The 23816-nt window shown below is 66.1% G+C and carries 19 protein-coding genes; 12 read left to right on the forward strand and 7 right to left on the reverse strand.

The window, feature by feature from the left end:
- Window positions 1-133: 133 nt before the first annotated feature.
- On the forward strand, window positions 134-1228 hold the full coding sequence (locus tag HH212_RS18355; RefSeq protein ID WP_170203783.1) for a patatin-like phospholipase family protein: 1095 nt from the start codon (window positions 134-136) through the stop codon (window positions 1226-1228).
- A 365-nt stretch (window positions 1229-1593) separates the two neighbouring features.
- On the opposite strand, the gene HH212_RS18360 is transcribed toward HH212_RS18355, so the two are convergent.
- The 4 genes from HH212_RS18360 to HH212_RS18375 form a co-directional block, all read right to left on the reverse strand.
- Complete coding sequence (locus HH212_RS18360) at window positions 1594-4476, reverse strand: EAL domain-containing protein (protein ID WP_170203784.1); 2883 nt, start codon at window positions 4474-4476, stop codon at window positions 1594-1596.
- Between the two features lie 16 nt (window positions 4477-4492).
- Complete coding sequence (locus tag HH212_RS18365) at window positions 4493-5356, reverse strand: phosphate/phosphite/phosphonate ABC transporter substrate-binding protein (RefSeq protein WP_170203785.1); 864 nt, start codon at window positions 5354-5356, stop codon at window positions 4493-4495.
- Between the two features lie 200 nt (window positions 5357-5556).
- Window positions 5557-6078: a GNAT family N-acetyltransferase gene (locus HH212_RS18370; RefSeq protein WP_170203786.1), complete on the reverse strand. Its 522-nt coding sequence runs from the start codon at window positions 6076-6078 to the stop codon at window positions 5557-5559.
- An 83-nt stretch (window positions 6079-6161) separates the two neighbouring features.
- Entirely contained in the window at window positions 6162-7685 is a 1524-nt protein-coding gene (locus HH212_RS18375; RefSeq protein ID WP_170203787.1) for a peptide MFS transporter, read from the reverse strand.
- Window positions 7686-8037: 352 nt separating this feature from the next.
- On the opposite strand from HH212_RS18375, the gene HH212_RS18380 reads away from it, so the two are divergent.
- A complete protein-coding gene (locus HH212_RS18380; RefSeq protein ID WP_170203788.1) occupies window positions 8038-8331 on the forward strand; it encodes a hypothetical protein in 294 nt (97 codons plus the stop codon).
- 14 nt (window positions 8332-8345) lie between these two features.
- On the opposite strand, the gene HH212_RS18385 is transcribed toward HH212_RS18380, so the two are convergent.
- The 3 genes from HH212_RS18385 to map form a co-directional block, all read right to left on the reverse strand.
- Entirely contained in the window at window positions 8346-9092 is a 747-nt protein-coding gene (locus HH212_RS18385) for a pseudouridine synthase (protein ID WP_170203789.1), read from the reverse strand.
- Window positions 9093-9315: 223 nt separating this feature from the next.
- The gene (locus tag HH212_RS18390) at window positions 9316-11937 is read right to left on the reverse strand and encodes a [protein-PII] uridylyltransferase (RefSeq protein WP_170203790.1); all 2622 of its coding nucleotides are present in this window, start codon (window positions 11935-11937) and stop codon (window positions 9316-9318) included.
- A 31-nt stretch (window positions 11938-11968) separates the two neighbouring features.
- Window positions 11969-12808, reverse strand: a complete 840-nt coding sequence (map, locus tag HH212_RS18395) for a type I methionyl aminopeptidase (protein WP_170203791.1) — start codon at window positions 12806-12808, stop codon at window positions 11969-11971.
- 269 nt (window positions 12809-13077) lie between these two features.
- Here map and rpsB point away from each other — a divergent pair, with 269 nt between their 5' ends.
- The 10 genes from rpsB (at window position 13078) to HH212_RS18445 (ending at window position 23785) form a co-directional block, all read left to right on the forward strand.
- Window positions 13078-13824, forward strand: a complete 747-nt coding sequence (gene rpsB / locus HH212_RS18400; protein WP_170203792.1) for a 30S ribosomal protein S2 — start codon at window positions 13078-13080, stop codon at window positions 13822-13824.
- A 156-nt stretch (window positions 13825-13980) separates the two neighbouring features.
- On the forward strand, window positions 13981-14889 hold the full coding sequence (gene tsf, locus HH212_RS18405; RefSeq protein ID WP_170203793.1) for a translation elongation factor Ts: 909 nt from the start codon (window positions 13981-13983) through the stop codon (window positions 14887-14889).
- A 228-nt stretch (window positions 14890-15117) separates the two neighbouring features.
- Entirely contained in the window at window positions 15118-15834 is a 717-nt protein-coding gene (pyrH, locus tag HH212_RS18410) for a UMP kinase (RefSeq protein WP_170203794.1), read from the forward strand.
- 33 nt (window positions 15835-15867) lie between these two features.
- A complete protein-coding gene (frr, locus tag HH212_RS18415; protein ID WP_170203795.1) occupies window positions 15868-16428 on the forward strand; it encodes a ribosome recycling factor in 561 nt (186 codons plus the stop codon).
- 132 nt (window positions 16429-16560) lie between these two features.
- Entirely contained in the window at window positions 16561-17310 is a 750-nt protein-coding gene (gene uppS / locus HH212_RS18420; RefSeq protein ID WP_170203796.1) for a polyprenyl diphosphate synthase, read from the forward strand.
- On the forward strand, window positions 17310-18137 hold the full coding sequence (locus HH212_RS18425; RefSeq protein ID WP_170203797.1) for a phosphatidate cytidylyltransferase: 828 nt from the start codon (window positions 17310-17312) through the stop codon (window positions 18135-18137). Before uppS ends, HH212_RS18425 begins: the two co-directional genes overlap by 1 nt.
- 14 nt (window positions 18138-18151) lie before the next feature.
- Window positions 18152-19330, forward strand: a complete 1179-nt coding sequence (gene ispC / locus HH212_RS18430) for a 1-deoxy-D-xylulose-5-phosphate reductoisomerase (protein WP_170203798.1) — start codon at window positions 18152-18154, stop codon at window positions 19328-19330.
- Window positions 19331-19392: 62 nt separating this feature from the next.
- Window positions 19393-20745: an RIP metalloprotease RseP gene (rseP, locus tag HH212_RS18435; protein WP_170203799.1), complete on the forward strand. Its 1353-nt coding sequence runs from the start codon at window positions 19393-19395 to the stop codon at window positions 20743-20745.
- A gap of 87 nt (window positions 20746-20832) precedes the next feature.
- Window positions 20833-23184, forward strand: a complete 2352-nt coding sequence (gene bamA, locus HH212_RS18440) for an outer membrane protein assembly factor BamA (protein ID WP_170203800.1) — start codon at window positions 20833-20835, stop codon at window positions 23182-23184.
- A 79-nt stretch (window positions 23185-23263) separates the two neighbouring features.
- Window positions 23264-23785 carry an OmpH/Skp family outer membrane protein gene (locus HH212_RS18445; RefSeq protein ID WP_170203801.1) on the forward strand — a complete coding sequence of 174 codons (522 nt, stop codon included), beginning with the start codon at window positions 23264-23266 and terminating at the stop codon, window positions 23783-23785.
- Window positions 23786-23816: the final 31 nt, after the last annotated feature.

Genomic DNA, 23816 nt, shown 5'->3' on the forward strand with positions numbered 1-23816 from the left:
GCGCATCATTGGTTTGATCTCGATCAATGTCGTGCAAACTCATCCCGCTAAGGTTGTCCAGTCCGGTTGACACCGGCACCGCTCATGACGAGCAGATCTGCAATTTCTTCCATTGGACAAGCGAGGATTCAGCATGAGCAAGATGGCCTTGATTCTGCAAGGGGGCGGCGCGCTGGGCGCCTACGAGTATGGGGTGGTGACCAAGCTGGTCGAGATGGGCTGGGAGCCGGTGGCGGTGACCGGCGTCTCGATCGGCGCGGTGAACGCGGCGGCCATCGCCGGCGCGAGAGGCGGCGACATCGTCGCCAGCCTGGATGCGATCTGGAACGAGATCACGCTGCGCACGCTGCCGTTCTGGCCGGCCAGCATGCAGGGCAATTTGTCATTGATGGGAAATCCCAACTTCTGGCGCTCGCGCACGGATTACCTGCAGATGGCGAGCTGGAACAGCCTGTGCGACACGGCGCCGATGGTCGCCACGCTGCAAAAGCACCTGGACTTCGAGCAGATGAACGACAGCGGGCACATGCGCCTGGCGGTGACCGCCACCAGCCTGCAGAGCGGCGGGCCGACCACGTTTTCCAACTACCTGGCGCCGGACGCCCACCGCGACTCCGGCAGCCTGCAGGCAATGCAGCAGCGTTTGACGCCGGCGCACGTGATGGCCAGCGGCGCGCTGCCGCCCGGCTTTCCGCCCGTGGTGATCGACGACCAAGCCTACTGGGACGGCGGTCTGTTCAGCAACACGCCGATCGACGCGCTGCTGAACATGCTGCGGCCGGACGAGATCGACGGCCTGCCGATCTTCACCATCGACCTGTTCACCACGCGCAACCTGCCGCTGCCGAAGAACCTGATGGACGTGCAGACCCGGGCGCTGGCGATGCAGTACGAAAACCGCTTCTGGGCGGAATACGGCGGCGAAGCCGGACCGGAAGGGTTCACGCAGATGCTGGAAATCCTCGAGCGCGAGCTGCCGGCCGACAGCATGCTGCGCCAGGACCGCGCCGACCAGCCGCACAACACGGCCGGCGCGGCCTGGAACTGGCTGCAGCGGCTCAGAGCGCTGAAAAACATCCGGGTGATCGAAGGGGCGCCGGCGGCGCCTGGCGGCGACCACGATTTCTCGGAATACGCGGTGAAGGCGGCGTGGGAAGCCGGCCGGGCGGCGGCGTCGCGCCACGCGCCGTCGCAGATGCAGGCGGGACGCTTGCGGGCGGTGGCTTGAACGCTGGCAGTAGGCTCGCTCATGTAAAAGTGCTTCTCCGCCAGGAGCGCGTCGTTCCAGGCACTGCCTGAAACGACTCCCCGCGAAGGTGCACTGCTGTCCAAGATAAGCGTTATCTCTGCTTTAACCCATAGCTCGTCGTCCCCGCGCAGGCGGGGACCCATACTGAGCAACAGAATTTATTACCATTGAGGCAACTGGAACATTTCAGAAATAACAACTGTGGATGCTCAGCATGGGGTGAAGAATGCCAGTGGCATTCTTCACCCTTCGCGGGGAGTCGTTTCAGGCAGTGCCTGGAACGACGGTTTTTAGGCCAGCAATACTGTCTTGGACAGCAGTGCGCCTGCGCGGGGACGACGTTGCTACGCCGCCAGCGGCTGCTCCCCCAGCAGCAGCGCGGTGCAGGCCGCCGCCGGCAGCGGGCGGCTGAAGTAATAGCCCTGGATTTCGTTGCAGTTGTACTTTTCCAGCTCGCGCAGCTGGGCGATGTCCTCGACGCCCTCGGCCACCACCTTCAGGTTCAGGCTGTGCGCCAGGCGGATCACGGCCATGGTGATGGCGGCGTCGTCACTGTCGTGCGGCAGGTCGCGCACGAAGGTGCGGTCGATCTTGAGGGCGTCCAGCGGGAAGCGCTTCAGGTAGGCCAGGCTCGAATAGCCGGTGCCGAAGTCGTCGACCGACAGGCGCATGCCGAGCGCCTTGATGCGTTCCAGGATCTCGACCGCGGCTTCCGGATTACTCATCAGCATCGATTCGGTCAGCTCGAATTCGAGCAGCGCCGGCGCCACACCGGCGGCGTGGACGATGCGCTCGATGGTGCCGGCCAGGTCGTCCTGCTCCAGCTGGCGCGCCGACAGGTTGATCGCCACCCGCGGCAGCGGCAGGCCCTGCGCTTCCCATTCCTTGAGCTGGCGGCAGACTTCGCCGATCACCCATTCGCCCACCGCGGTGATCAGGCCGGTGTCTTCCAGGATCGCGATGAATTCCAGCGGCGGCACCAGGCCGCGCTGCGGGTGCTGCCAGCGCAGCAGCGCCTCGAAGCCGCTGACGCTGCCGCTGGCCAGGTCGAGCTTGGGCTGGTAGTGCAGCAGGAACTCGCGCCGTTCCAGCGCCTGGCGCAGCTGCGCTTCCAGCTGCAGGCGGCGGGCCGCGCCTTCGTGCATGGCGGCGGCGTAGAACTGGTAGTTGTTGCGGCCGTTGTTCTTGGCTTCGTACATGGCCGTGTCGGCGCTCTTGAGCAGCAGCTCGGCATCGGCGCCGTCTTCCGGGAAGCTGGCGATGCCGACGCTGGCCGAGACGAAAAGTTGCTGGCCCTGCAGGTAGAACGGCTGGGCCAGCGCCTCGATCACGCTGCCGGCCAGCGCCGCGGCGGCGTCGTTGCCGGCCAGGCGCGGCAGCACCAGCGCGAATTCGTCGCCGCCCAGGCGCGCCACCAGCGCGCCGTCGCGCGCGCAGGCGCGCAGGCGCTTGGCGGCCAGCACCAGCAACTGGTCGCCGACGCCGTGGCCGAGCATGTCGTTGACGTTCTTGAAGCGGTCCAGGTCGATGAACATCACGCCGGCGCGGTGTCCCTGACGCCCGGCCTCGCCGATCGCCTGCTCCAGCGACAGCGCCAGGTGGCGCCGGTTGGGCAGGTCGGTCAGCGCATCGTACTGGGCCAGGTAGGTCAGGCGGTTCTTGGCGTCGTGGCGCTCGACCGCGGTGGCCAGGATGTTGGCGATGGTGCGCAGGAAGTTGAGGTCGTCGGCACCGAAGCGGCGCGCCCCGTCGCTGTAGGCGCCGATGAAGCCGATCGGATTGTCGGCGCAGATGATGCAGGCATCCACGCCGCTGTGCAGTCCATGCAGGTCGGCCAGCGGCGCCAGCCACGGGCGCAACGGGGTTTCCTGGGGCTGCGGCTGCAACGGTCCGCCCGGGAAGGCCAGGCGGAATCCCTGCGCCGCCGTCAAGTGGCCGGCGCCGGCGCGCAGCGTCACGTGGTATTGCTCGTTGGCGCCGCCCGCTTCGAACGTCGCGGCGCAGGAGGCGCCCAGGCCGCGCATGGCGACGTCGGCGGCGTCGGCGAACAAGTCCTCGATGCCGTCGGCGCCCAGCGCCTTGCGGCCGAATTCCGCGATCAGGGTCTGGCGCGCGGCGTTTTCCACGATCGCGCGCTCGAACTCCTTGCGCTCGGAAATGTCGATGTCGATGCAGATGTAGCGCTCCACCACGCCGGCGGCGTCGAACATCGGCACGACGGTGCGGTGCCACTGGCGCACGCCGTTGCGGCCCGCGACCACCACTTCGCCGTTCCACACCTGGCGGCTTGGCCGCCAGGCGTCGATGCCGGCCGCCTGGCCGACCTCGGCCAGCGGCCGTCCCACCACCTCGGCGCGGGCGAAGCCGCTGTTGGCGACGAACAGCTCGTTGACCTCGACGACGCGGCCCTCGGCGTCGAGCTCGCAGACGATCGCGGCCTGGTCCATCGCGCTCTTGTGCTGCATGAGTGAATTCATCAGCGAATCGATGCGCTGGCCGAACTGCACGCGCATGCTGGCGGCGCTGCGGTTGACCGCCTGGATCGCTTCCTGGATCTCGATCGGGGCGTCGTCGTTGAGGGCGGCCTCCGCCGTGACCACGCCGGCGGCGACGTCGTGCTCGTACGAGCGCAGGCCGCCCAGGTTGTCGAGCCAGCGCCGCAGCAGGGTGCGCATCACCACCAGGCTGAGCGCGAACACGATGCCGGTCACCAGCGCGGTTTCCACCAGCAGCACCCACATCTGGGCGGCCAGCTTGCGCTCGTCGAAGGACAGGCGCACCACCCCGTAGTCCTTGCCGCCGACGTTGGCGACCCGGTTGACGTCGTACAGCTTGGCGGCGATCAGGCCGGTCAGCCATTGCGGCGCCAGGCCCTGCGTGACCTGCGGCGCGCGCAGGCGGATCACGCCGCCGGACACGTCGAGGAACTCGGCGCTCTTGAAGGGCGACTGCAGCAGCATCTTGTTGAGGGTGCGCTGCACGGTGTCGTAGTCGCCGATCACCGCGCTGTCCTCGATGGTCTGGGCGGCCACCTCGACCAGGGTCAGGGCGTTGTCCTGGGTTTCCTCGATGTGCTGGATGAACTGGTAGCGGTAGAACATGCCGAGGCCGGTGCCGAGGAAGATCAGCATGGTCAGCGTGAACAGGCCGAACACCCGCCCCATCAGGGAGCGCGGCAGGAAGGATCGCAGCAGCGCGCGCACGGGCGTGCCGGGGACGGTGGTCATGGTCGGTTCGGCGGGGTCAGCGCAGGTTGGCCGGCGCTTCCGCATAGAACGTGCGGTAGCTGGCGTAATCGGCGTCGCTGGCGGCGACGAAGGATTGCGGCGTGGCCGCATGCACCAGTTCCGCGGCGGCCGCCAGCACCTGCCTGCCTTCGGGGTCGAGGTGCATGCCGAGGAAGGCGCGCGCCACCGCGTGCACCTGTTCGGCCGGCACGCGCGGCGAGGCCATCAGGGCCAGGTCGTTGAAGGGCGCGGAACTCCACAGCACGCGGAAGGACTTGCCCTCGCGGTCGCCCCAGCTGGCGACCAGCTGCGAATTGGCGCCCACCGCCTTGACCCGGCCCGCGAACAGCTGGGTGAACGCGGCGTCGTGGTTGCCGGCGAACAGCACGCTGACCGGCACGCCGCGGCGCAGCAGCTGGGCGTAGGTGACCTTGTAGGCGACCAGCGCCTCCGGTCCCGGGAAGCCGACCGCCGATCCGGCCAGGTCCTTGATGTCCTTGATCGGGGAATCGGCCGGCACCACGATCTGGCCGCGCACCGGCGGCGCGTTGCGGCGTCCGAACACCGTCCACCCCATCTTTTCGCGCTCCGGGCTGAACAAGTGGTTGGTGAAGGCGAAGTCGACCTCGCGCGCCAGGATGTAGCTGGTGGTGTCGGCCGAGGTGCGTCCGAGCTTCAGGGTCAGGCACACGCCGCTCCTGGCCGACACGTAGCGGATGATCGGGTTCCAGAACCCGGCCGATACCTGCAGGTTGTACTGGTTGACGGGCGAAAAATTGTAGCAGGCCGGCGCCGCGGCGAAGGCGGTCGGGGCGGCGGCCAGGCCGCAGGCGAGCCACAGGGCGCCTCTGGACAGGGCGCGTTGGACGGGGGTGGTCATGGTATTGGAAGCGTGAGAGCGGCGCAGGATTGCCGGGAGGATCGCTACCAATATAGCATATTTCTAAAAGGAAATATTAATTGCCTGTTTGCAGAAAGGCTGGAATTGTTTGCCGAAGCGTCCGGCGTGCGCTATTTACCACAGTCGGCGCCCGCCGCTGTGGCCACCACAGCCGCCGCAGCGCGAGCGCCGGCGCAGTGTCAGCGCGCCAGCCAGTCGGCGCGCAGCAGGCGATGCAGCGCGACCTGCTCGCCGTGTTGCTCCTCCAGCCCGATGTAGCGCATGCCCAGCTTGTCCATCACACGCCGCGACGCCAGGTTGTCCGGATGGCGGATCGCGCATACCAGCGGCGCGTCCAGTTCGGCGAAGGCGAAGCGGGCCAGTTCGTGCGCCGCTTCCGAGGCCAGGCCCAGGCCCCAGCGGTCGCGCCGCAGGCGCCAGCCGATCTCGAGCGGATTGGCGCGCTCGTGGCCGAGGTGCTGCACGCAGCCGGCGCCGACCAGTTCGCCGCTGGCGGCTTCGATGAAGGCCCACCAGCCGTAGCCCAGCGCGGCCCGGCGCGTCCGTACGCGCGCCACGGAGGCGCGGGTCTCGTCGATGGTTTCGGGACGCCCCAGCAGATAACGCTGGACGTCGGGATCGCGGTTCATCGCGTGTAGGCCGTCGACGTGGCTGTCGTCGAAGGGTTCGAAGCGCAGGCGCTCGGTGCGCAGGACGGTCATGGCGGCTCGCAAAAGGAAAGGGCGCACCCGCGTGCGCCCTTCGATCTTATTGATGCAATGTCAATTAGTCAATATCGCGACCTTCACTGGTGCGCCTGGTGGGTCGCGGTCAGGCGCCGCACCAGCGGCAGCGCCAGCAGGGCGATCACGGTGCAGGCCAGCGCGCCCAGCCCCAGCTTGTTGAACAGGCTGGTGTAGATCGGCAGCGTCTGCACCGGGTCGGTGACGTTGCTGGGCACGCTGGCCAGGTTGGCGACCACGCCGCCCAGGTACTGCGAGATGCCGACCGCGACGTAATAGGCGCCCATCATGAAGCCGCCCATGCGCTCCGGCACGTAGCGCGCGATCATCGCCAGGCCCAGGCCCGACACCAGCAGTTCGCCCAGCGAATACAGGCCGTAGCCGGCGATCATCACCCAGGACGAGGTCAGGCCGTTCACCGCGAAGCTGCCGGCCACGCCGTAGGCGAAGAAACCGAGGGCCACTGAGAAGAAACCGAGTGCGAACTTGGCGGCGATCGACAAGTCCCTGCCGCTGCGACCCGCTGCCGAATAGAGCCATGCCAGTACCGGGCTCAGGACCATGATCCAGATCGCATTCAGGGCCTGGAATTGCGCTGGCGACCAGGTCCACAGGTGGGCGCCGAACAGGCGGAAGTCGAGGTCGACGTTGCGCAGCGCAAACAGCGAAAGCGAGGTCGACATCTGCTGGTAGAAAATGAAGAAGAACACGATCTGCGCGGTCAGCACCAGCGCCGCGGTCAGGCCGGCGCGTTCGCTCGGCGCGCTCTTGCGAATCAGGTGGACGAAGATGCCGAGCAGGACGATGCCGGCCAGGTAGACGAAGGCGCGCGCCAATGACTGGTATTCCAGGATAACCGCCGCTGCCACGGCGAGGACCACACCGCCGCCGAGCACGGCCAGCAGCTTGCCGACCTGGAGCGGCTGCGTGTCCGGACGCGAGCCGACGTGGGCGATGGTGGCGCGCAGTAGCATCACGTTCAGCAGCCCCAGCACCAGGCCGACGCTGCACACGGCAAAGGCGACGTGCCAGCCCAGTTGGTTGCCGTAGGTGGCGTTCACGTAATCCTTGATCCAGGGCGTGGCGAGCATCGACACCGTGGAGCCGACGTTGACCGCCATGTAGTACAGCGTGAAGGCGCTGTCCAGCTTGGAGTCGTCGCCTTCGTAGATCTTGCGCACCAGATTGCCCGCGTTCGGCTTGAACAGGCCGTTGCCGACCACGACCACGCCGAGGGCGCCGAACACGACCCAGGTGTTTTCGCTCGGCACCGCCATCAGCGCATAGCCGAGCGCCAGGATCATTGCGCCCAAATAGGTCGTGCGCCGCGTGCCGAGCACCTTGTCGCCGATCCAGCCGCCGATCGCCGGCGCCACGTAGATCAGTGCAGCGGCCGCGCTCCACACCAGGTTGGCGCGGCTGTCCTCGAAGCCGAGGCGCTGCACCATGAAGTAGACGATCAGCGCCTGCATGCCGTAGTAGCCGAAGCGCTCCCACAGTTCGATCAGGGCGACGGTGAGGAAGGAGCGCGTCTGCGAGTAGGGCAGGGCGCGCGCGCCGGACAGGGGTGGGATTTCGTTTTTCATGACGCTCCAGGGAATCTTGGACGGGTGCCTGGTAGGCAACCGAGTCGTTCGCGGCGCGGGTGGCGGCCGGCAAGCACCGGATGCTACGCGAGTGGCCGGGTTCGTGCAATGGCCGGGTTCGGGCGGTCGATACGAAAGCGCGCCTGTACTGACAGGGCGCACGCGGCTTTCCGTGGAGCTTTTTCCGTCTGAAATGGACGTGGATTGCCGCCATAAAATACGGATGCCGTATCTCATCCACTGTGCGTCATTTAACGCCTGAGCGACCATTCCGCTGGTAGACTGGTGTCACGTCAAACGATGTTGGGAGGCAGCGATGGCGTGGCTATCACACTTCATACGATATATCGGCATGCTGCGGGATCCCGATCCCCGGTCGAAGCCGGAAACCATCGAAGGCTTGCCGCCGTTCGCGCTGCGGCAGACGGTCGACGCGCTGGTGCGCGGCGGCTGGGTCAAGACCTTCGAATACGACCAGGCCGACGTCTGGATCGACTACGCGCGCGTCGATTTGCGCAACGGGCGCGCCAAGCTCAAGCTGGAATGGGACCAGGAAAGCGGCGGCAGCATCGCCGGCCCGCGCGCCGTGCTGGACGCGCTGCGCGTGCTCGATCCGTGGACGCATTTCCATACGCGGCATTCGTGACATGGCCGCGCAGATCAAAACCCCTCGTCCGGCCGCAGGTAGCGCCACTGTCCGGCCGGCAGGTCGCCCAGCTTGACGCGCCCGATGCGCACCCGCTTCAGGCCGATCACCTTGAGGCCGACCATGTCGCACATGCGCCGGATTTGGCGCTTGCGGCCTTCCTTCAAGGTAAAACTGAGCTGGTCGTCGTTCTGCCAGCGCACCTTGGCCGGCAGCAGCGGCTTGCCGTCCATCCACAGGCCGTGGTTCAGCTTCCTGAGCTCGGTATCCGGCAGCCGTCCCGGCTTGCTGTACTGCACGCGCACCAGGTATTCCTTGTCGATCGCCGTGTCTTGCCCGATCAATTGCTTGGCGATGCGCCCGTCCTGGGTCAGCACCAGCAAGCCGGTGGAATCGATGTCGAGGCGGCCGGCCGGCACCAGCGAGCGCAGTTGGGTCGGGTGGAACAGTTCGGCGGACGGGTCGTCGGCCCAGCGGTTTTCCGGCTTGACCAGCACCACCGCCGGCGTGTAGCCGTCTTCGGCCTGGCCGCTGACGTAGCCGACCGGCTTGTGGACCAGCACCGTCACGCGCTTGGACTGCTCGGCGGCGGCCTGGCGCTCGACCGTGATCTTCTGGTGCGGCAGCACCTTGCTGCCCAGTTCCGACACGACCTTGCCGTCGACCCGGACCCAGCCGCGGGAAATCCATTCATCGGCTTCGCGGCGGGAACTCAGGCCGAGTTCGGACATGCGTTTGGAGAGGCGTACTGGTTCGGTCATGGTTGGTGATTTCTAAAGCGAGTCTAAAGCGAGTCTAAAGCGAGTCTAAAGCGAGATGCGGGATTGCGTCGTTTTTGAGAGGCACAACATGCACGTCGTCCCCGCGCAGGCGGGGACCCATACAGAGCATCTGGATTCGTTCCGCCAGAACCGCCTCGGCGTGTTTGAGTCCACGATGTTGCAAGCTCACCATGGGTCCCCGCCTGCGCGGGGACGACGGCGGCTAGATTTTCAGGGCATCCAGCAACTCGGTTTCCAGCTGCACCTGCGTCCTCTGGTTGGTCAGCGCCGGGCCGTCGATCAGGAACACGTCCTCGACCCGTTCGCCCAGCGTCATCACCTTCGCCGTGTGCAGGTTGATGCGGTAGCGCGCCAGCACGCTGGCGATCGCGTACAGCAGGCCGTTGCGGTCGTTGGCGGCGATCGAGAGCAGCCAGAACTGGCCGCGCTCGTCCGGGCGCAGGTCCACCGTCGGCGTCAGCGGGAAGGTGCGCGACATGCGCGACAGGCGCCCGCGCAGCGGCGCCGCCAGAGCTTCCTGGCGCAGCAGCACCGCGCACAGCTCGTGCTCGATCAGGTTGATGATGTCGCGGTAGCTGCCGGCGAAGTGTTCGTCGGTGATGAGGAAGGTGTCGAGCGCGTAGCCGTCCTTGGTGGTGTGGATCTTGGCGTCGATGATCGAGAAGTTCTTGCGCTCGAAATAGCCGCAGATGCGCGCGAACAGGTCGGGCTGGTCCTTCACGTACACCGTCACCTGCAAGCCTTCGCCGATCGGCGCCAGGCGCGATTTCACCACCGGCGTGTCGCGCCCGAGCTTGTCGTGCAGGCTGCGCGTCTGCCAGGCGATGTCGGAGGCGTCGTGGCGCAGGAAGTAGGCCATGTCGAGCTGCTTCCACAGCGCCTGGTGCGCATCCGGCGCCAGGCCGAACAGGCGCAGCGTGGCCAGCGCCTCCTGCTGGCGCGCGCGCAGTTCGCGGTCGGCCGAGGGCGGCTCGCCGCCCAGCACGCGCAAGGTCACCTTGTACAGGTCTTCCAGCAGCTTGGCCTTCCAGGCGTTCCATACCTTGGGACTGGTGCCGCGGATGTCGGCCACGGTCAGCAGGTAGAGCGCGGTCAGGTGGCGCTCGTCGCCCACCAGTTTCGCGAAGGCGGCGATCACGTCCGGGTCGGACAGGTCCTGCTTTTGCGCCACCTGCGACATGGTGAGGTGCTGTTCGACCAGGAACACCACCAGCTGGGTGTCTTCCTCGGCGATCGCATGGTCGCGGCAGAATTCCAGCACGTCCTGCTTGCCCAGTTCCGAGTGGTCGCCGCCGCGGCCCTTGGCGATGTCGTGGAACAGCGCCGCCACGTACAGCAGCCAGCGGTCGCGGAAATTCGCGATCAATTGGCTGCAGAACGGGTACTCGTGCGCGTGTTCGCTCATGGTGAAGCGGCGCATGTTACGCACCACCATCATGATGTGCTGGTCCACGGTGTACACGTGGAACAGGTCGTGCTGCATCTGGCCGATGATGCGGCGGAAGTTAGGCAGGTAGCGCCCCAGCACGCCCATGTCGTTCATGCGCCGCAGCGCGTGCACCAGGCCGCTGGGCGCCTGCAGCACGCGCAGGAACAGCGCGCGGTGGCGCGGCTCGTGGCGGAAGGCGTCGTCGATCAGCGTGCGCGCGTGCCACAGCGCGCGCATGGTGCGCGCCGTCATGCCGCGGATTTCCGGGTGTTCGGTCATCACCACGAAGATTTCCAGCACCGCCGCCGGGCAGGTGTCGAAGGTGTCTTCGCTGACGATGTCGATGAAGCCGTTGACCTCGTTGAAGCGCGGGTTCAGTGGCTTGGGCACCGAGGGTTGCGGAAACAGCTGGGCCTCGATGTTCTGCAGCAGGATCGTGTTCAGCTGGGTCACCGCCTTGGCCGCCCAGTAGTAGCGCTGCATCAGGTATTCGCTGGCGCGGCGCGCCTCCAGGCCGTGGCCGGTCGAGGTGAGGCCGAAGGTCTCGGCGATCGCGGTCTGGACGTCGAACACCAGGCGGTCTTCGCGCCGGCGCGTCTGCAGGTGCAGGCGCACGCGGATATCCTTGAACGCGCGCTCCTTTTCCATCAGCTGGCGCGCTTCCTCGCGCGTGATCAGGCCGCGCACCGCCAGCTGGCTCCAGGAACTGGCCAGGCCGGCGGCCTTGGCCACCCACAGGATGACCTGCAGGTCGCGCAGCGCGCCCGGGCTTTCCTTGACGTTGGGCTCCAGGCTGAACGGCGTGAATTCGTACTTGGCGTGGCGCAGCCGCATCTCGGCGGTCTTGGCGTGGAAAAAGGTCTGCGCATCCATCGCCGCGTCGTAGCGGCGCTGCAGCTCGGCGAACAGGGGTGCGCTGCCGGTCACCAGGCGCGCTTCCAGCAGGCTGGTCTGCACCGTGATGTCGGCCGCCGACTCGGTCAGGCATTCGTCCACGGTGCGGATGCTGTGGCCGATTTCCAGGCCCAGGTCCCACAGCAGCTGGACGAAGGCTTCCAGCTGCTGCTGCGCGTGCGGGTCGGCCGGGCGCGCCAGCAGGATCAGCAGGTCGACGTCGGAGTAGGGAAACAGTTCGCCGCGGCCGTAGCCGCCGACGCCGACCAGCGCCGCATCCGGCGGCAGGGCGGCGGCGTGCCAGGCGTCGGTGAGTACCCCGTCGACGCTCTGGCGCAGCGCGCGCAGCAGCTTTTCCGGCTTGCCGTCCTTGCGGAACTCGGCGATGAGCAGTTCGCGCTCGGCCTTCAGGCGCTGCTTCAGTTGCAGCGGCTGCAGTTGCGCCGGCTGGGCTGCGGGTGCGGTGTCGTGGCCGGACTGGCCGCTGGCGGTGCTGGTCATGGCGTCGTTACGGAAAGGATGGGCCGGCCGCTCAGGCGGGGACGGCGTTGGCGGCGGCGTCTTGCTGCTTGCGCACGATGGCCGGCGGCGGCGGGGTGCCGGCCGAGGTGGTCAGCACCTCGTAGCCGGTCTCGGTCACCAGGATCATGTGTTCCCACTGGGCCGACAGGCTGCGGTCCTTGGTCTTGACGGTCCAGCCGTCCGGCATTACGCGCAGTTCGGCGCGGCCGGCGTTGATCATCGGCTCGATGGTGAAGATCATGCCCGGCAGCATTTCCTCGCCGGTACCGGGGGAGCCGTAGTGCAGCACCTGCGGCTCTTCGTGGAACACCTTGCCGATGCCGTGGCCGCAGAACTCGCGCACCACGCCGTAGCCGGCCGCGCGCGCATGCTGCTGGATGGCATGGCCGATGTCGCCCAGGCGCCCGCCCGGCCGCACCTGCTCGATGCCCAGCCACATGCACTCGTAGGTGATGTCGGACAGGCGGCGCGCCAGCTTGGACGGTTCGCCGACGAAGAACATGCGGCTGTTGTCGCCGTGGTAGCCCTCCTTGGTGATCACGGTCACGTCGATGTTGACCGTGTCGCCGTTCTTCAGCGCCTTGTCGCCCGGGATGCCGTGGCAGATCACGTCGTTGACCGAGGTGCACACCGATTTCGGGAACGGGGTGTACCCGGGCGGCGCGTAGTTGAGCGGCGCCGGCACCGTGCCTTGCACATTCACCATGTATTCATGGCACAGGCGATCCAGTTCGCCGGTGGTCACGCCGGGTTTCACGAAAGGCGTGATGTAGTCGAGCACTTCGGCGCCCAGGCGGCCGGCGATGCGCATGCCTTCGATGTCTTCCTGGGTCTTGATGGAGATGGTCATGGTTGGTGTTCCTGTGCTGCAATCGATGATCCGGCCATTATATGCGATCGATATGGGATGAATAAGGCCCCGGCGCGGGCGGGGGCGGGGCGCGCAGCCGTGCGCACTTGATATCGCGCCCGATTCCCGCTAGAATCTCGGGTTGCTCGTACCCGTATCGGGCAATGTTGTAAAAACCAACTTTTTATCAAATCGCGAAGTCGGCCGACAAGGGTGCCCGGAAACGGGTGTACCGGCCGTCGTTCAAGAATGTAACCCTGGAGAATTTTATGTCCGTCACTATGCGTGAAATGCTGGAAGCCGGTGTCCACTTCGGCCACCAGACCCGTTTCTGGAACCCGAAAATGGCCCCGTTCATCTTCGGTCATCGCAACAAGATCCACATCATCAACCTGGAAAAGACCATGGCGATGTACCAGGATGCGATGAAGACCATCAAGCAGATCTCGGCCAACCGCGGCACCATCCTGCTGGTCGGCACCAAGCGCCAGGCGCGCGACATCATCGCCGCCGAAGCGCAGCGCGCGGGCGTGCCGTACGTCGACCAGCGTTGGCTGGGCGGCATGCTGACCAACTTCAAGACCATCAAGACCTCGATCAAGCGCCTGAAGGACATGGAAGCGCAAGTCGAAGACGGTTCGGTCGAGAAGATGTCGAAGAAAGAAGCGCTGATGTTCTCGCGCGAAATGGAAAAGCTGCAGAAGTCGATCGGCGGCATCAAGGACCTGGGCGGCGTGCCGGACGCGATCTTCGTGGTCGACGTCGGCTACCACAAGGGTGCCATCACCGAAGCCGGCAAGCTGGGCATCCCGGTCATCGGCGTGGTCGACACCAACCACTCGCCGGAAGGCGTCACCCACGTGATCCCGGGTAACGACGACTCGTCCAAGGCCATCACCCTGTACGCACGCGGCGTCGCCGATGCGATCCTGGAAGGCCGTGCCAACGCCACCAACGAAGTCGCCGAGATGGTCAAGTCGGCCGACGACTTCGTCGAAGTGTCCGAGCAAGCATAATTCCAGAGGCGGGCCACGGCCCGCCGCGGGACCGGAAGGGGCGCCGAGCGCCCCTTTTTTCAAACCGGTGCCCCGCATTTTCGTCCCTATGCAGCGGTGGCGCCGCGACCGGCGCGCCGCATCCGAATCCAGAACGACCAAATTAGGAGAAACAACATGGCAGCTATTACTGCAGCGATGGTTGGCGAACTGCGCGCCAAGACCGATGCCCCGATGATGGAGTGCAAGAAAGCCCTGACCGAAGCCGACGGCGACATGGGCCGTGCCGAAGAGATCCTGCGCGTCAAGCTGGGCGGCAAGGCATCCAAGGCATCGTCGCGCGTGACCGCCGAAGGCGTGGTCGCCGCTTACGTGGCAGGCAACATCGGCGCGCTGATCGAAATCAACAGCGAAACCGACTTCGTCGCCAAGAACGACGACTTCCTGGCCATGGCCAACCTGGCCGCCAAGCTGGTCGCCGAGAACAACCCGGCCGACGTCGCCGCCCTGGCGACCCTGCCGGTCGACGGCAAGACCTTCGACGACCTGCGCACTGCACTGATCGGCAAAATCGGCGAGAATATGACCGTGCGCCGCTTCCAGCGCTTCGAGACCACCGGCAAGCTGGCCTCGTACCTGCACGGCACCCGCATCGGCGTGATCGTCGACTACGACGGCGCCGACGAGCAAGTGGGCAAGGACGTCGCCATGCACATCGCCGCCATGAAGCCGGTCGCGCTGTCGTCGGAAGCCGTGCCGGCCGAACTGATCGAGAAAGAGCGTTCGGTCGCCCAGCTGAAGGCCCAGGAAGACGCCGACAAGGCGACCGCCGAAGGCAAGCAGCCGCAATCGGCCGAGATCGTCGCCAAGCGGATCGACGGTTCGGTGCAGAAATACCTGAAGGAAGTGTCGCTGTTCAACCAGGCGTTCGTGAAGAACGACAAGCAGAGCGTCGAAGCCATGCTGAAGGCCGCCGGCACCACCGTCAAGGGCTTCACCATGTATGTGGTGGGCGAGGGCATCGAGAAGAAGGTCGACGACTTCGCAGCGGAAGTCGCGGCGCAGATGGCCGCAGTCAAGCAGTAATCGAGCAGTAGAAAGACGGGCCGAAAGGCCCGTTTTTGTAGGTTGGTATTTTCCCGGCCACAGGTTTATCGGGGCCGGAAAAAACCGTAGCGAGCGGCGGCAGTTCCGGTCGAGAAGCGCAGCCGTACGGATGTACGGCGAGCATCGCAGACCGGAAATGCAACGCGCAGTAGGTTTTTTCCGGCCCCCACCCGAATTCGAAATACATTTCTTCAAGGAGCCGCACCCATGACAAAACCAGCCTACCAACGAGTCCTCCTCAAACTGTCTGGCGAAGCGCTGATGGGCGACGATCCGTTCGGCATCAACCGCGCCACCATCGAACGCATGGTCGCGGACGTGGCCGAGGTGCAGAAACTGGGCGTGGAGCTGGCGGTGGTGATCGGCGGCGGCAACATCTTCCGCGGCGTCGCCCCGGGTGCGCAGGGCATGGACCGCGCCACCGCCGACTACATGGGCATGCTGGCCACCGTCATGAACGCGCTGGCCCTGGCCGACGCCATGCGCCAGCAGGGCATCACCGCGCGCGTGATGTCGGCGATCGGCATCGAGCAGGTGGTCGAGCCCTACGTGCGTCCGAAGGCGCTGCAGTACCTGGAAGAAGGCAAGGTCGTGGTGTTCGCGGCCGGCACCGGCAACCCGTTCTTCACCACCGACACCGCCGCCGCGCTGCGCGGGTCGGAGATCTCGGCCGAGATCGTCCTGAAGGCCACCAAGGTCGATGGCGTCTATACTGCCGATCCGAAGAAGGACCCGCACGCGACGCGCTACGAGTCGATCTCGTTCGACGAGGCGATCTCGAAGCACCTGGCGGTGATGGACGCCACCGCGTTCGCCCTGTGCCGCGACCAGAAGCTGCCGATCAAGGTGTTCTCGATCGTCAAGCCCGGCGCGCTCAAGCGCGTGATCATGGGCGAGGACGAGGGTACACTGGTACACGTTTAACATTCATTGTTCTAGAAAAGACAGGAGAGCAGCATGTCTGTAGCTGACGTCAAAAAGACCGCCCAGGACAAGATGGCCAAGTCCATCGAGACCCTGAAGGCGGACCTGGCCAAGGTCCGTACCGGCCGCGCCCACACCGGCATCCTCGACCACGTGATGGTGGATTACTACGGCTCGCCGACCGCGCTGCCGATGGTCGCCAACCTGACCCTGATCGACGCCCGCACCATCGGTGTCCAGCCCTACGAAAAGAAGATGCTCAATACGGTCGAAAAGGCGATCCGCGATTCCGACCTGGGCCTGAACCCGTCGACCTTCGGCGAAATGGTGCGCGTGCCGACCCCGGCCCTGACCGAAGAGCGCCGCAAGGAAATGGTCAAGCTGGTCAAGTCGGAGTCGGAAGACGGCAAGATCGCCGTGCGCAACGTCCGCCGCGACGCCAACGAGCAGTTGAAAAAGCTGGTCAAGGACAAGGCGATCTCGGAAGACGACGAACGCCGCGCCTCGGACGACGTGCAGAAGCTGACCGACAAGGCGATCGCCGATATCGACAAGATGGTTGTCGATAAGGAAAAAGAGATCATGACGGTGTAAGATGGCGTCGCAGGGCGCGCATCCGGGCGGATGCGCGCCCGCATGCCCGCGGACCGTCCGCGCCGAGCCCGGCATTTGCCCGCGGCCGGCCCGGGCGGTCCGCATCCTTTTTTCGCCGTCTTGGCCAGATTTATGATTTTCAAAAGTTCGACCACTGCAGTACCCGAAGCGCCATCGGTGCCGCGCCACATCGCCATCATCATGGACGGCAACGGCCGCTGGGCGACCAAGCGCCTGCTGCCGCGCGTCGCCGGCCACGTCAAGGGCGTGGATGCCGTGCGCAAGATCGTCGAGGCCTGCGTGGAGCGCGGCGTCGAGTACCTGACGCTGTTCGCATTTTCCTCGGAAAACTGGCGCCGCCCCGCCGACGAGGTGTCCTACCTGATGGGCCTGTTCGTCAGCGCGCTCGAGCGCGAAGTGTCGAAGATGCACGCCAATAACATCCGCCTGAAGGTGGTGGGCGATTTGTCGCGCTTCGACGCCAAGCTGCAGGACATGATCGCCAACGCCGAGCGCCGCACCGCCGGCAACAGCCGCCTGACGGTCAGCGTGTGCGCCAACTACGGCGGCCGCTGGGACATCATGCAGGCGACCAGTAAAATGATCGCCGCCAATCCGGGCGTCGCCGACTACACCGAGGACATGCTGGCGCCGCACCTGGCGATGGCCTACGCGCCCGAGCCCGACCTGTTCATCCGCACCGGCGGCGAAGAGCGCATCTCGAATTTCCTGCTGTGGCAGCTGGCCTATTCCGAACTGTATTTCACGGATGCCTTCTGGCCCGATTTCTCGCCCGCGTCGCTGGATACCGCGATCGCGTCCTACCAGAGCCGCGAACGCCGCTTCGGCCGTACCGGCGAACAAGTCGCAAAGAAAACCTGATGCTGAAAACCCGGGTCATCACCGCCGTCGTGCTGCTGGCAATCCTGTTGCCGGTCCTGTATTCCAACAATTTCACGGCCTTCGCGCTGGTGGCCACGGCGTTCTTCGGCGCCGCGATCTGGGAATGCTTCCGCCTGTTCAATCCGGGCACCCAGAACGCCCACATCATCGCACTGGTCTGGACCGCCGCCTTCGCCGCGGCGGTGCTGACCGAGCGCATCAATCCGTCGTTCTGGGCCGCGCTCAGCCTGGCGCTGTGGATCGCCCGTTTCGCGCCGTCGCTGAAGACCGGCCTGCCGCAGCTGGGCACGCCGTCGAATACGCTGCTGAGCCTGGTGTACGGCTTCGCCATCGTCGGCTGCTTCGCGGCGATCGTGGTGCTGTTCTCGTTCTCTCCGATGTACCTGCTGTCGGTGATGGCGATCGTCTGGGTCGCCGACATCGGCGCCTACTTCGCCGGCAAGGCCTTCGGCAAGCGCAAGCTGGCGCCGTCGATCTCGCCCGGCAAATCGTGGGAAGGCGCGATCGGCGGCGGCATCGCCGTGATCGTCATCGCATCGGCCACCGTGCTGTTCGGCGGCCCGGCCTTCGCCAATACCTTCGCGGTGCGCGTCCAGCACGGCTTCGGCTGGCCGGCGCTGGTTGCGATCCTGGTGCTGATGAGCGCGGCCAGCGTGGTCGGCGACCTGTTCGAATCCCAGCTCAAGCGCCGCGCCGGCATGAAGGACAGCAGCAACCTGTTGCCCGGCCATGGCGGCGTGCTCGACCGGATCGATGCGCTGATCCCGGTGTTGCCGCTGGCGGCCCTGATCGGCTCCCGGCTGTAAAAGGAGCTTTCAACATGCAACGCATTACCATCCTGGGCGCCACCGGCTCGATCGGCGCCTCGACCCTGGACGTGCTCGCGCGTCATCCCGAACGCTACAGCGTGTACGCCCTGAGCGCGCACGCGCGCGTGCAGGAGCTGGCCGGGCAATGCCGCCGCTTCCGCCCGCAGCGCGCCGTGGTCGGCTCGCCCGAGGCGGCGGCGCAACTGGCCGCATTGCTGCACGACCTGCCGATCGACATCGGCCACGGCGAGGCGGCGCTGTGCGAGATCGCGTCCAGCCCGGACACCGATACCGTGATGGCCGCCATCGTCGGCGCCGCCGGTCTGGCGCCGACGCTGGCGGCGGCGCGCGCCGGCAAGAAGGTGCTGCTGGCCAACAAGGAAGCGCTGGTCATGTCCGGCCAGCTGTTCATGGACGCGGTGCGCGAGCACGGCGCCACGCTGCTGCCGATCGACAGCGAACACAATGCGATTTTTCAATCGCTGCCGAGCCATTACGCGCGCGATCCGAATGCGGCCGGCGTGGCGAAAGTGCTGCTGACCGCGTCCGGCGGCCCGTTCCTGCAGCGCACCGTCGAGACGCTCGAACATGTCACGCCGGAAGAAGCCTGCAAGCACCCGAACTGGTCGATGGGCCGCAAGATCTCGGTCGATTCGGCCACCATGATGAACAAGGGCCTGGAAGTGATCGAGGCGCACTGGCTGTTCGGCGCGCCGGCCGACCTGATCGAGGTGGTGATCCATCCGCAGAGCGTGATCCACTCGATGGTGTCCTACGTCGACGGCTCGGTGCTGGCCCAACTCGGCAACCCCGACATGCGCACCCCGATCGCCCATGCGCTGGCCTTCCCCGAGCGCATCGCCTCCGGCGTCGCGCAGCTGGACCTGACCCAATGGGCGGCGCTGCAGTTCCACCAGCCGGATTTCGGCCGCTTCCCGTGCCTGGCGCTGGCGTTCGACGCCTTGCGCGCGGGCGGTACCGCGCCGGCTTTGCTGAACGCCGCCAACGAAGTCGCTGTCCAAGCTTTCCTGGACCGGCGCATCGGCTTCCGCGACATCGACCGCGTGGTGCGGCGCACGATGGACGCCAGCACATACGGCGACGCAGCGAGCATCGAGGCGGTGATGGCGCAGGATGCCCTCGCGCGCAGCGCCGCCGGCTGCATCGTGGACACGCTGGCACGCGCCTGAAGAGCGCGTGCTATTCGCATGAAGTGCGTCCGAAGGACGCTTGACACCTTGCCTGGAGAAGCATGACCGCTACCCATATCCTGCTCGGCTTCCTGCTGGGCCTCGGCCCCCTGGTCATCCTGCATGAACTGGGGCACTACCTCGTGGCGCGCCTGTGCAACGTCAAGGTGCGCCGCTTCTCGATCGGCATCGGACGGGTGGTGTGGTCGCGCCGCTTTGGCGCCGACCAGACCGAGTGGGCGCTCTCGCTGCTGCCGTTCGGCGGCTACGTCAAGATGGTCGACAGCCGCGACCCGGATTGCGCGCCGCGCGACGCCGCCGAAGCGGCGCGCGAGTTCACCCGCCAGAACGTGTGGAAGCGCATCGCCATCATCGCCGCGGGCCCGATCACCAATTTCATCCTGGCCATCGGCCTGCTGGCGGCGCTGTTCATGGTCGGCAAGGACGAGCCCGGCACGCGCCTGCGCGCCATGGCGCCGGACACCCCGGCCTACGTGGCCGGCATGCGCGGCGGCGACGCCGTGCTGGCGGTGAACGGCAAGCCGGTGCAGTCGTGGAGCGACCTGCGCTGGGAAATCGGCCAGGCCGCGGTCGACAAGCGCGAAGCCGAACTGACGCTGCGTGGCGCGGGCGCAGGCAGCGGCGGCGGGGACTACCGCGCCATCCTGCCGGCGGCCGCGCTGGCGCGCCTGGATCCGGAAACCGATGCGATGACCGCGCTGGGCCTGCAGATGTGGCGCCCGCGCCCGACCGTGGAAAAGGTGCTGCCGGGCGGCGCCGCCGAACGCGCCGGCCTGCGCGCCGGCGACCTGGTGACCGCGGTGGATGGCAAGCCGCTGGCCGACGGCCTGGATTTCATCGCCGCCGTGCGCGCCGCCGCCGGGCGCACGCTGCAGGTGGGCGTGCTGCGCGCCGGCCAGGCGCTGGTGCTGCCCTTGACGCCGGAGCGCGATCCGGCCGGCGGCGCCGGCGTGGTGAAACTGATGGTGGCGCAGGCGCCGCAGATGGTCACGGTGCGCGCCGGCCCGCTGGACGCCGTCGCCAAGGGCGTGGGCCGCGTCTGGGAGGGCAGCGTGACCACCCTCAAGATGCTGGGCAAGATGGTCACCGGGCAGGTTTCGCTGAAAAACGTTTCCGGTCCGATCACCATCGCCCACGTCGCCGGGCAGGCCGTGGACGCCGGTTTCGGCTATTACTTCGAGATCCTGGCCTTCATCAGCCTCAGTCTGGGTGTAATGAATCTGTTACCAATTCCCGTTCTGGATGGGGGCCAATTGCTGTATTATTCGCTGGAAGTTTTGACCGGGCGCCCCATGCCCGCGCGGATCGGCGAGATCGCGCAGCTTGCGGGAATAGGCCTGCTGCTCATGCTGATGGCGCTCGCCGTCTTCAACGACCTGGTGCGGTTGCTTTGAATCGGGCTCCCCGACAGCGGCAAACAACCCCCGGTCAACCGCAAGAACACGAAACGTTGTCCAATGACTGACCGATTGATCTCACGAATGAACTTACATCCTGATCGCTTTGCCCTGCCTGGTTTTGCCCTGCCTTGCCGTCGTCGCAGCCTGATCGCCGCCGCCGTGCTGGCCCTGTGCGCCGGCCACGCCGCCGCCGTCGCTCCCTTCGTCGTGAAGGACATCCGGGTCGAAGGCATCCAGCGCACCGAGGCGGGCACGGTATTCAGCTACCTGCCGGTGCGCGTGGGCGAGACCTTCGACGATGACAAGGGCACCGCCGCGATCAAGGCCCTGTACGCGACCGGCTTCTTCAAGGACGTGCGCCTGGAAGAGGAAAACGGCGTGCTGGTGGTGCTGGTCGAGGAGCGTCCGGCGATTTCCACCGTGGACTTCACCGGCACCAAGGAATTCGAGAAGGACATGCTGGTCAAGGCCCTGCGCGAGATCGGCGTGGGCGAGACCAAGATCTTCGACAAGGCCTCGGTCGACCGCGCCGAGCAGGAACTCAAGCGCCAGTACCTGTCGCACGGCCTGTACGGCGTCAAGATCACCACCACCGTCACGCCGATCGAACGCAACCGCGTGACGATCACCTTCAACGTCGACGAAGGCGACGTCGCCAAGATCAAGGGCATCAACATCGTCGGCAACAAGGTATTCTCGGACAAGGAACTGCGTTCGCAACTGCAGCTGTCGACCTCGGGCTGGCTGACCTGGTACTCCAAGGCGGACCAGTACTCGAAGCAGAAGCTGACCGGCGACCTGGAGGCGATCAAGTCGTTCTACCTGAACCGCGGCTACCTGGAAGCCAACGTCGAATCGACACAGGTGTCGATCACGCCGGACAAGAAGGACATCTACCTCACCATCAACATCACCGAAGGCGAGAAATACACCGTCTCCGGCATCAAGCTGGACGGCGAGATGTTCGGGCGCGAGGCGGAGCTGCGCCAGCTGGTGCTGCTGCAGCCGGGCCAGGCCTATTCGGGCGAATTGCAGGAAGCGTCCAACAAGCGCATCTCGGACCGCCTGGCCAGCTTCGGCTATGCCTTCGCCAGCGTCACCGCCAATCCGGAAATCAACCGCGACAAGCGCGAGGTGGCGTTCACCTTCTTAGTCGATCCGGGCAAGCGCGCCTACGTGCGCCACATGACGATCTCGGGCAACACCATCACCCGCGACGAAGTGATCCGCCGCGAATTCCGCCAGTTCGAAAGCTCGTGGTACGACCCGAATCGTGTAAAGCTCTCGCGCGACCGCGTCGACCGCCTCGGCTACTTCAAGGACGTGACGGTGGAGACGCCGGAGTCGCAGGGCACCACCGACCAGGTCGACGTCAACATCGCCGTCACCGAAAAACCGACCGGCAACTTCATGGTCGGCGGCGCGTTCTCGCAGGCGGAAAAGTTCACCTTCACCGCGTCGATCACGCAGGCCAACTTCGCCGGCAGCGGCAACACCGTCGGCATCGACCTGAACACCAGCAAGTACAACCGCACGATCCAGTTCTCGCAGACCAATCCGTACTTCACCGACGAAGGCATCCAGCGCGCGTTCTCGGTCTACCTGCGCACCTCGCGGCCGCCGGCGATCAACCTCGGTTCGTACTCGGTGCGCCAGACCGGCACCAACATGACCTTCGGCGTGCCGTTCTCGGAAATCGACACCGTGTTCTTCGGCGCCGGCCTCGAGCGCACCACGCTGGAAACCGACGAAAGCTCGCCGACCCTGTACCAGCAGTTCGTGGCGCAGAACGGCGGCCCGTCCACCGGCATCGGCACCGCCACCACCAACGCCATCCCGCTGACGGTGGCGTGGGGCCGCGACTCGCGCGACAGCGCGGTCACGCCGACGCGCGGCCGCTACCAGCGCGCCAACCTGGAAGTCGACCTGCTGGGCGACTCGAAGTACTACCGCGCCATCTACGAACAGCAGTGGTACCGTCCGATCACGCGCTGGATGACGCTGGCGCTGAAGGGCGAGCTCGACTACGGTTCGGGCATCGGCGGCCACGCCTATCCGGTGTTCAAGAACTTCTACGGCGGCGGTATCGGTTCGGTGCGCGGCTACGAGAGTTCGTCGCTGGGCATCCTCGATCCGCGCACCTACGATGCCCTGGGCGGCGCCAAGCGCGTGATCGGCAACGCCGAGCTGCAGTTCCCGTTCCCGGGCAGCGGCACCGACCGCAGCCTGCGCTGGTTCACCTTCGCCGACACCGGCCAGATCTACCAGCAGGGCCAGAAGATCCGCGCGTCGGAACTGCGCTACTCCGCGGGTATCGGCCTGTCGTGGATTTCCCCGGTGGGTCCGCTGAAGTTGAGTTATGCTAAGCCCTTGAACGCCAAGCCTGGCGACCGCCTGGAACGCTTCCAGTTCCAGATGGGCACCGGCTTTTAATCGGAAACGACGGCGGCCGGACCGCTGCCGCGCGTGGCCGCGCCGCAGCAGTCGCGCCTCGACAAGGATTACCTAGAATATGTTGAACAAAGTAATAGCCTCGCTGCCCCGCGGTATCGTGCTGGCCGCCCTGTGCGCCGGTACGGCGGTCCATGCGCAGGCGCAGAGCTTGCCCGGGCGCATCGGTTTCGTCTATACCGAAAGGCTGATGACGGAATCCAAGCTGGCCAAGAACGCCGACGAAAAGCTGCAGGCCGAGTTTTCCAAGCGCCAGAAGCAGGTCGACGACGTGATGGCGCGCTTCAAGGCGGCGCGCGAGAAATTCGACGGCGAGGCGCCGCGCCTGTCCGACGCCGAGCGCACGCGCCGCACGCGCGAACTGCTCGACATGGAAAAGGACTTGCAGCGCATGCAGCGCGAGTACAACGAGGACCTGTTCCAGCGCAAAAACGAAGAGCGTTCGGCGATCGCCCAGCGCGCCTACAAGCTGATCGAGCAGGTGGCCGAGCAGGAACACCTCGACGTGGTGCTGCAGGAATCGATCTGGACCAGCCCGCGCATCGACATCACCGACAAGATCCTCAAGCTGCTGGACAAGTAATCCGGCAGGCAGCCGCCCCTTTTGCGGCGGC

Origin of the sequence: Massilia forsythiae (genome assembly GCF_012849555.1) — a bacterium.
GTDB classification, from domain to species: Bacteria; Pseudomonadota; Gammaproteobacteria; order Burkholderiales; family Burkholderiaceae_D; genus Telluria; species Telluria forsythiae.

What these genes read in the sequence shown, in the direction of transcription:
- HH212_RS18355 (WP_170203783.1), top strand. Translation starts at nt 134, where the DNA reads ATGAGCAAGATGGCCTTGATTCTGCAAGGGGGCGGCGCGCTGGGCGCC.
- HH212_RS18360 (WP_170203784.1), bottom strand. Translation starts at nt 4,476, where the DNA reads ATGACCACCGTCCCCGGCACGCCCGTGCGCGCGCTGCTGCGATCCTTC.
- HH212_RS18365 (WP_170203785.1), bottom strand. Translation starts at nt 5,356, where the DNA reads ATGACCACCCCCGTCCAACGCGCCCTGTCCAGAGGCGCCCTGTGGCTC.
- HH212_RS18370 (WP_170203786.1), bottom strand. Translation starts at nt 6,078, where the DNA reads ATGACCGTCCTGCGCACCGAGCGCCTGCGCTTCGAACCCTTCGACGAC.
- HH212_RS18375 (WP_170203787.1), bottom strand. Translation starts at nt 7,685, where the DNA reads ATGAAAAACGAAATCCCACCCCTGTCCGGCGCGCGCGCCCTGCCCTAC.
- HH212_RS18380 (WP_170203788.1), top strand. Translation starts at nt 8,038, where the DNA reads ATGCTGCGGGATCCCGATCCCCGGTCGAAGCCGGAAACCATCGAAGGC.
- HH212_RS18385 (WP_170203789.1), bottom strand. Translation starts at nt 9,092, where the DNA reads ATGACCGAACCAGTACGCCTCTCCAAACGCATGTCCGAACTCGGCCTG.
- HH212_RS18390 (WP_170203790.1), bottom strand. Translation starts at nt 11,937, where the DNA reads ATGACCAGCACCGCCAGCGGCCAGTCCGGCCACGACACCGCACCCGCA.
- map (WP_170203791.1), bottom strand. Translation starts at nt 12,808, where the DNA reads ATGACCATCTCCATCAAGACCCAGGAAGACATCGAAGGCATGCGCATC.
- rpsB (WP_170203792.1), top strand. Translation starts at nt 13,078, where the DNA reads ATGTCCGTCACTATGCGTGAAATGCTGGAAGCCGGTGTCCACTTCGGC.
- tsf (WP_170203793.1), top strand. Translation starts at nt 13,981, where the DNA reads ATGGCAGCTATTACTGCAGCGATGGTTGGCGAACTGCGCGCCAAGACC.
- pyrH (WP_170203794.1), top strand. Translation starts at nt 15,118, where the DNA reads ATGACAAAACCAGCCTACCAACGAGTCCTCCTCAAACTGTCTGGCGAA.
- frr (WP_170203795.1), top strand. Translation starts at nt 15,868, where the DNA reads ATGTCTGTAGCTGACGTCAAAAAGACCGCCCAGGACAAGATGGCCAAG.
- uppS (WP_170203796.1), top strand. Translation starts at nt 16,561, where the DNA reads ATGATTTTCAAAAGTTCGACCACTGCAGTACCCGAAGCGCCATCGGTG.
- HH212_RS18425 (WP_170203797.1), top strand. Translation starts at nt 17,310, where the DNA reads ATGCTGAAAACCCGGGTCATCACCGCCGTCGTGCTGCTGGCAATCCTG.
- ispC (WP_170203798.1), top strand. Translation starts at nt 18,152, where the DNA reads ATGCAACGCATTACCATCCTGGGCGCCACCGGCTCGATCGGCGCCTCG.
- rseP (WP_170203799.1), top strand. Translation starts at nt 19,393, where the DNA reads ATGACCGCTACCCATATCCTGCTCGGCTTCCTGCTGGGCCTCGGCCCC.
- bamA (WP_170203800.1), top strand. Translation starts at nt 20,833, where the DNA reads ATGAACTTACATCCTGATCGCTTTGCCCTGCCTGGTTTTGCCCTGCCT.
- HH212_RS18445 (WP_170203801.1), top strand. Translation starts at nt 23,264, where the DNA reads ATGTTGAACAAAGTAATAGCCTCGCTGCCCCGCGGTATCGTGCTGGCC.